Source organism: Pseudoalteromonas sp. AWM4_233 (genome assembly GCF_056158285.1).
Genome location: NZ_JBSWSZ010000013.1, coordinates 1 through 5,364, shown reverse-complemented (window position 1 = coordinate 5,364; position 5,364 = coordinate 1). Strand labels below are relative to the sequence as shown.

The following is a 5,364-nucleotide window of genomic DNA, read 5'->3' as shown; positions in this document are numbered from 1 at the left end:
CATTTGAAAACGTAGCAGATGCAGATTTCGTAAGTTCTCGTGAGTTGAAACATATCAGGTGCAGGTACCGTAACAGATTTATTAGAAATCAAACAATACCTAGCACAGCAGGAACAAGCAAAGCAAGTCCAAGCCTAAAAAGTAGGTGAAAACATCTGGAACTGATTGTATTGTATGGCGGTTTGACAACTGAGCAAAACCGCCATATAGAAGAGTTAGTAAACAATAGTCCTAAGAATCTTAATAACGAAGAATTTAGGAGATAAGGTAACAGAGAACCTCTCTTAAACGTCAATTAAAAAACTCAACAGTTGTGGTAGTATTCTTAACTGAGAAGACTACATCAACTACAATGCTCTCCTTGAAGACGACAGACTAACAATGTACAATGAAGTAGAATCCATATTTGCAGAGAAGTTTGGGGTAGAGTCTAAAACTACCCCATCTTTATCTGTAGAGGAAGAGGATGAAGTAGAGATTCAAGATGAGATTATCGAAGACGAAGAAGAAGTTACACCAAACCATAAAGAGGAAGAAGATGGTGGTTGGGGAGACTTATTTGAAGAATTCGATAAGAAAGATAATGTACATCATATTCCTGTAGTAGAAACACCAGTTCCAGTAGGAAGTCCAGTAGGGGTAATGGAAAAGATAATGACAGAACCTATTATAGACTTACCAAAGCATACAGATGAAAAATATAAAATGTTAGAGAAACGTACAGAAGGTATGGAGCGTTTAAACGTTGAGTTGAGAAAGCAATTACAAGACTTAAAAGATAGTTAGGTGACTCGGTAGCCTTTGAAGAGTTCTTAAATGTTAAGAAAGAAAAGTCAACGTTAGAAGAACGGATTACTGAGTTAAACCAATCAATTGTAGGTCTTGAAAGTGAAAAGAGAATGCTAGACTCTAGATTATCAGTGAAAAAAGAAGATATCGCAAAGTTAGATGTTAAAATTCAGTCTCTAAACACGATGGTAGATACATTAAATCAAGAGATAGAGAACTTAAATGCTGAAATAAACAGACTAAGTGATTCAAACTTAAAACTAGTTGATAAGAATAAAGAGTTAGAAAAAGAGTTAGAACAGGTAAGTAACACAAGAAGCTAACTTTAACTGAGATTGAATACGATAGCAGTCAAAGTTTAGTAAGCACATTACAATCAGAGAACCGTAATCTTCACAAGTAAGAATGAAAGTACTTAGAAGAGAATCGAGAATTGATTGAAACAAATAAGAAAATATCAGCAGATAATAAAAATCTGTTACAGAGAATGAAAGAGCAGTTAGAGGAAGCGAAAGAAGAACCGAAAACTGAACCTATCACGGTATACCATCAAGAAATTAAACCATTAAGAAGAAAGTATCCAAACGTTACTTTCATTGTACCGTTAAGTAATTTAACAGTAATAGACACGTATAAATATATCAAAACAATTAAGGGTGATAAGTTAGTCCTTGATTTAACAAATAACTCATACATTGATTATATTTATAAAGACGAGTTTAAGATAAAAGGTGGTACAACACCTACAAAATGGTTATTAGAAGGTAAACCATATGGGAATTGCTTCACACAGAAAACAGGCGGTAAAGGATTAGAAATTATTTCGTATTTAATTCATCCTAAGCCTGAGAACCTATTCAAAAGAATAGATTGGGATAGAGTATTCAGCAGACGTAAGTCGTGAACAGCAAGTTATAATCAATTTAGGCTCTATCACAGAAGAAGGGGTAATAAACGTACTTAAAGCGGTTCAAGGTAAGGTAAACATACTAGGTGTTCTAGGTGACCCGTTTTACGACCAACGTTCAGCTTTGATGCATTTAAAAGCATTAGACTTCTATACAGTATTAGCAAAACATGGTACGAAAGATAGAGCAAATATAGGAATAACAAACGGTGGTGAGTGTAGATGGCAAACGTCTTTAGACAGCAAGTAAGTTTACATTTTACAAATGAGCGAACATATCAATACTGAAAGATTGAAGAAACAAAAGAGACTACGTACTGTACTCTCTAATTTTCTAGATAAATTCGCTGAAAACCCTGAAATGGTCAAACGTTGGTTAAATGGTGAAATACAATTAGAAAATAACGGGGTAGTTACAGAGTAAAACGAAAAGATTCTTGCATTGAAACAGAATTTAGCAGTCTTCAATGCATTCCTAGATAGTGCAAAAGGTATGAATGAAGGTAACATGGAAGAGTTTGAAGACCAGTTATCAGCTACACAATTTTAGGGAATTCAAAACAAATTTCGAAAAATCGCAACAAATTACGGATCATCGCTGAGTACCAAGAACATGCTGTAACAGTAGAGCCTATCGTTGGAAACCCACGCGAAACAAAATAGTCAATTAGCTGATATGCAAAACCAAATCGACCAGTTGATCACTATGATGCAGAATATGGCTAACGGAAATGGTACAGGAAATTCAGAAGTAAAAACTGAAGTAACTAACCCTTCACACAATAGTTTACACGAAGAGAATGAAACGTTTGAAAAATCCGAAGTAGTTTCAGCAAACATAATCAGAAATGCCAGATGAAACGGAAGATGAGGTTATAGAAGAACCGATTATTCGAGAAGAGGTAATTGAAGAACCAATTATCGGAGAAACAATTGTTGAAGAACCGAAGAAAGCGAGACCCAGTAGATGAAGACGTCTTAGCAGGTGTTGGAGACGCAATGAGCGCTATTGAGGGATTAGGTATCGAATTGTAAACATAAAGGTGGTGTAGAACAGAATGGCTGAAAGCAAATGGGGTAGCGGTTGGGGTGGTTCTAACGAGGATCAAAACACCTCAAACAACCAAAACCAAGGTACATGGGGTGGTAATAAAGAACCCGAAAGTAACGCCAATAACTAAGAATAAGAAAAATAACGATGGTTTACAAATCAGGTGGGAATTTTGGTAATTTCAATCAAACTCCAGAACCGAAGAGTAGTAAGTCGAAGTTGTTTGTTTCGATTGGAGTTGGGGTAGTTTTATTATTGGGTGGAGTTACCGCAACCGCAGTGTACAAAAACAGTACAAAACAAGAAGTCAAACAAGTATCCACACCTGATGAACTAAGAGAAATTAATGGTATACTAAAGAGTGGTAATGTAACAGCGTTTCCACAATATATGACAGATAGCTTTTTAGGACAAGAGTGGGAATACTTTAACAAGATTAAAGTACGAGAAGACTTCTTTAAAAAGGTAGTAGGGACAGTATCATTTAAACTGAATGGTAATGAAACACCTCAAGCTACTACTCTTTCAGTTGAACATATTAACTGGAGTAAAGTTGCAATGAACATGGAGGATTACGACTTCAAGAAAATCCAAAACATGTATAATCAAAAAGGTATTAAGAAAGAAGATTACATGTTCAAAGATAAACTGATTGATTTATTCTCTGAGTACATTACAAAGATTAAGAAACTTCCAGTTGAAACGTCTAAAGTACCAGTTAAGTTAGGTACAAAACACGGAGTTATCATGTTAGAAGACAACAAAGCAATTGATAAGATGTTGTTTTCATCTAAAGAGTTCCACAAAGCACTTGATGTGTTTGGGGGTATTGCTACAGGTGATATCGGAACATTAGAAGAAAACCCGAAATGGGTAGCATGGGGAGAAAAGGTAAAGAACTTAGATGCACAATTGAAGGAAGAAGAGAAGAAGTTAGACGAGTTGAATACAATCATAGCTAATTCTGAGAAAAATGGTTGACTATGCTGATAGTAAGAAAGGTAAAGATGATTCTTCAAAGAAACGGAAATGATACTTCAACAAACGATTCTCAAAGTTCTCCATAACGAGTCTTCTAGTTCGGATAACTTATCTGATAGTTCAAGTGACAAAGATGGAGAAGTTCTTGACGAAGCAGGTACTTCATCGAACGGAACTGAGAAAGATGGAAACAAAGATGAAGGTTCAAAAGATAAAGCTGATAAAAAGGCAGACAAAACTTATAAAATTAATGGTGTAGGCGTTAAAAATCCCGATTTAAACATTGTAAACTCAATTAAAAATCAGTTAGCAGTTTTAAAGGATAATGAGCCATTAAAAACGCATGTGAAAAAGAAAACAGAACCGAATCCAAAGTGGGAAGAATGGAATAAACTAGACAGATGCAGGAAAACAAGCACAAAAAGAGCCTATAAAAGAACTAGAAGTTGCCATGAAACCAGAAAGTACAATCCCGTACACATGGGTTGGTTCATATTACTTACAAAATGAGTACGAAGTAAATGGAAAGAAAGTAGTCGTAAAACCGCAAGTTGGTGATGGTACTTTCAAACGTCCCTTAGGTTTAGGTACACCAATCGTAACAAAGATGAAGGGTACAGACGGTAATTACTACGATGTCAGAGTCACTTTGTTGGGGTATAAGACTGAACAAAAAGCGATTGATTACGCAGTTTCATTTGATGAGCGTAACCGTGGATTTGATTCTAAGTCTGAGTTAAGCTTAATGACAGTTGAATATATAGTTGAAAACTTAACTGATAAAGAAATCGAATTAAATTCAGAGTTTACATTATCAGATGCAAATGAAAACTTAGTATCTCGTACAGGTAGTATGTATAACTTCTTAGAGAAGTCAACCTTCAAAGGTCATGAACAAAGAAGATGCAAGATTGGTTCTATACGAAGAGTTTAAAGAACCGCTACCTAATTTGGGGTAAATCATTTAAAAGAAAACATCCTTCTCAATGGTATAATTTATTAAAAGGTGCTGAGAATGAGAAGAATGGTGGCGTAAAACCTACTGATAAACAGCATCCACAAAAAGAAAATAATCCTCAATCAAACGAGGAAGGTAAGAAAGGCTGATAGTGTAATGCTACAGTCTTTTCTTTTAGAATAGGAAGGGGTATAATAATGTTTACGTTAGAAGAAAGAAAACGTTACTTAGTAGAGGATAAAACAGATTTTAATAAAGAGATTGTTATTAAAACATTTACAAAACAAGAGCCAGCTTTCTTAGGGTTTGATTCTAAAGCAGACAAGCTACCACAAATAGATATGATGAGTTGGTCGAAGGTAGAAGCAAAGGTATCAATTGGAGACTGGGAAGTTAAGGAAGAGTTAGAGTACAATTTATAATCAAGTTAGGGGTAGTTTCTATGTTTCAATTAAAAGCTAAGAAACGATATGTTATGGAAAACAGAACGAAAAGAAATAAGGTTTGTGTTTTGAAAACAACAAATGTAAACGAATCTGTTTTCCTATGTTTTGATTCCAAAGCAAACACGCTACCACAAATGAAAGTATTCAGTTGGGATAAAGCAACAGAAGAAATTCAGAAAGGTAACTGGAATATTAAAGAGGAGTTAGCAAGTTATGACGAATAAACAAATCA

The 5,364-nt window shown here is 34.9% G+C and carries 12 protein-coding genes; all 12 read left to right on the top strand.

The window, feature by feature from the left end; all coding sequences use genetic code 11:
* The first annotated feature begins 381 nt into the window (after positions 1–381).
* The 12 genes from ACXAC4_RS18275 to ACXAC4_RS18220 all read left to right on the top strand — a co-directional run bounded on the left by ACXAC4_RS18275 (position 382) and on the right by ACXAC4_RS18220 (position 5,356).
* Positions 382–786, top strand: a complete 405-nt coding sequence (locus ACXAC4_RS18275; protein ID WP_475164408.1) for a hypothetical protein — start codon at positions 382–384, stop codon at positions 784–786.
* A 113-nt stretch (positions 787–899) separates the two neighbouring features.
* The gene (locus tag ACXAC4_RS18270) at positions 900–1,112 is read left to right on the top strand and encodes a hypothetical protein (RefSeq protein ID WP_475164404.1); all 213 of its coding nucleotides are present in this window, start codon (positions 900–902) and stop codon (positions 1,110–1,112) included.
* A gap of 110 nt (positions 1,113–1,222) precedes the next feature.
* On the top strand, positions 1,223–1,693 hold the full coding sequence (locus ACXAC4_RS18265; RefSeq protein WP_475164400.1) for a hypothetical protein: 471 nt from the start codon (positions 1,223–1,225) through the stop codon (positions 1,691–1,693).
* Between the two features lie 268 nt (positions 1,694–1,961).
* Positions 1,962–2,120: a hypothetical protein gene (locus ACXAC4_RS18260; protein WP_475164395.1), complete on the top strand. Its 159-nt coding sequence runs from the start codon at positions 1,962–1,964 to the stop codon at positions 2,118–2,120.
* A 213-nt stretch (positions 2,121–2,333) separates the two neighbouring features.
* Positions 2,334–2,555: a hypothetical protein gene (locus tag ACXAC4_RS18255; RefSeq protein WP_475164392.1), complete on the top strand. Its 222-nt coding sequence runs from the start codon at positions 2,334–2,336 to the stop codon at positions 2,553–2,555.
* 199 nt (positions 2,556–2,754) lie between these two features.
* Complete coding sequence (locus ACXAC4_RS18250; RefSeq protein WP_475164390.1) at positions 2,755–2,877, top strand: hypothetical protein; 123 nt, start codon at positions 2,755–2,757, stop codon at positions 2,875–2,877.
* A gap of 17 nt (positions 2,878–2,894) precedes the next feature.
* Positions 2,895–3,728 (top strand): hypothetical protein, encoded by an 834-nt coding sequence (locus ACXAC4_RS18245; protein WP_475164386.1) that lies wholly within the window; start codon positions 2,895–2,897, stop codon positions 3,726–3,728.
* A 48-nt stretch (positions 3,729–3,776) separates the two neighbouring features.
* A complete protein-coding gene (locus tag ACXAC4_RS18240; RefSeq protein ID WP_475164384.1) occupies positions 3,777–4,238 on the top strand; it encodes a hypothetical protein in 462 nt (153 codons plus the stop codon).
* Positions 4,180–4,662 (top strand): hypothetical protein, encoded by a 483-nt coding sequence (locus tag ACXAC4_RS18235; RefSeq protein ID WP_475164382.1) that lies wholly within the window; start codon positions 4,180–4,182, stop codon positions 4,660–4,662. The genes ACXAC4_RS18240 and ACXAC4_RS18235 overlap by 59 nt, the downstream gene beginning before the upstream one ends.
* Complete coding sequence (locus tag ACXAC4_RS18230; RefSeq protein ID WP_475164380.1) at positions 4,632–4,835, top strand: hypothetical protein; 204 nt, start codon at positions 4,632–4,634, stop codon at positions 4,833–4,835. Before ACXAC4_RS18235 ends, ACXAC4_RS18230 begins: the two co-directional genes overlap by 31 nt.
* Before the next feature lie 48 nt (positions 4,836–4,883).
* Positions 4,884–5,108, top strand: a complete 225-nt coding sequence (locus tag ACXAC4_RS18225) for a hypothetical protein (protein ID WP_000494514.1) — start codon at positions 4,884–4,886, stop codon at positions 5,106–5,108.
* Between the two features lie 20 nt (positions 5,109–5,128).
* Complete coding sequence (locus ACXAC4_RS18220; protein ID WP_475164377.1) at positions 5,129–5,356, top strand: hypothetical protein; 228 nt, start codon at positions 5,129–5,131, stop codon at positions 5,354–5,356.
* The last annotated feature ends 8 nt before the right edge of the window (positions 5,357–5,364 follow it).

Coding starts and splice junctions, on each gene's coding strand:
- ACXAC4_RS18275 (WP_475164408.1), top strand. CDS start 382: ATGTACAATGAAGTAGAATCCATATTTGCAGAGAAGTTTGGGGTAGAG.
- ACXAC4_RS18270 (WP_475164404.1), top strand. CDS start 900: ATGCTAGACTCTAGATTATCAGTGAAAAAAGAAGATATCGCAAAGTTA.
- ACXAC4_RS18260 (WP_475164395.1), top strand. CDS start 1,962: ATGAGCGAACATATCAATACTGAAAGATTGAAGAAACAAAAGAGACTA.
- ACXAC4_RS18250 (WP_475164390.1), top strand. CDS start 2,755: ATGGCTGAAAGCAAATGGGGTAGCGGTTGGGGTGGTTCTAACGAGGAT.
- ACXAC4_RS18245 (WP_475164386.1), top strand. CDS start 2,895: ATGGTTTACAAATCAGGTGGGAATTTTGGTAATTTCAATCAAACTCCA.
- ACXAC4_RS18240 (WP_475164384.1), top strand. CDS start 3,777: ATGATACTTCAACAAACGATTCTCAAAGTTCTCCATAACGAGTCTTCT.
- ACXAC4_RS18235 (WP_475164382.1), top strand. CDS start 4,180: ATGAAACCAGAAAGTACAATCCCGTACACATGGGTTGGTTCATATTAC.
- ACXAC4_RS18230 (WP_475164380.1), top strand. CDS start 4,632: ATGCAAGATTGGTTCTATACGAAGAGTTTAAAGAACCGCTACCTAATT.
- ACXAC4_RS18225 (WP_000494514.1), top strand. CDS start 4,884: ATGTTTACGTTAGAAGAAAGAAAACGTTACTTAGTAGAGGATAAAACA.
- ACXAC4_RS18220 (WP_475164377.1), top strand. CDS start 5,129: ATGTTTCAATTAAAAGCTAAGAAACGATATGTTATGGAAAACAGAACG.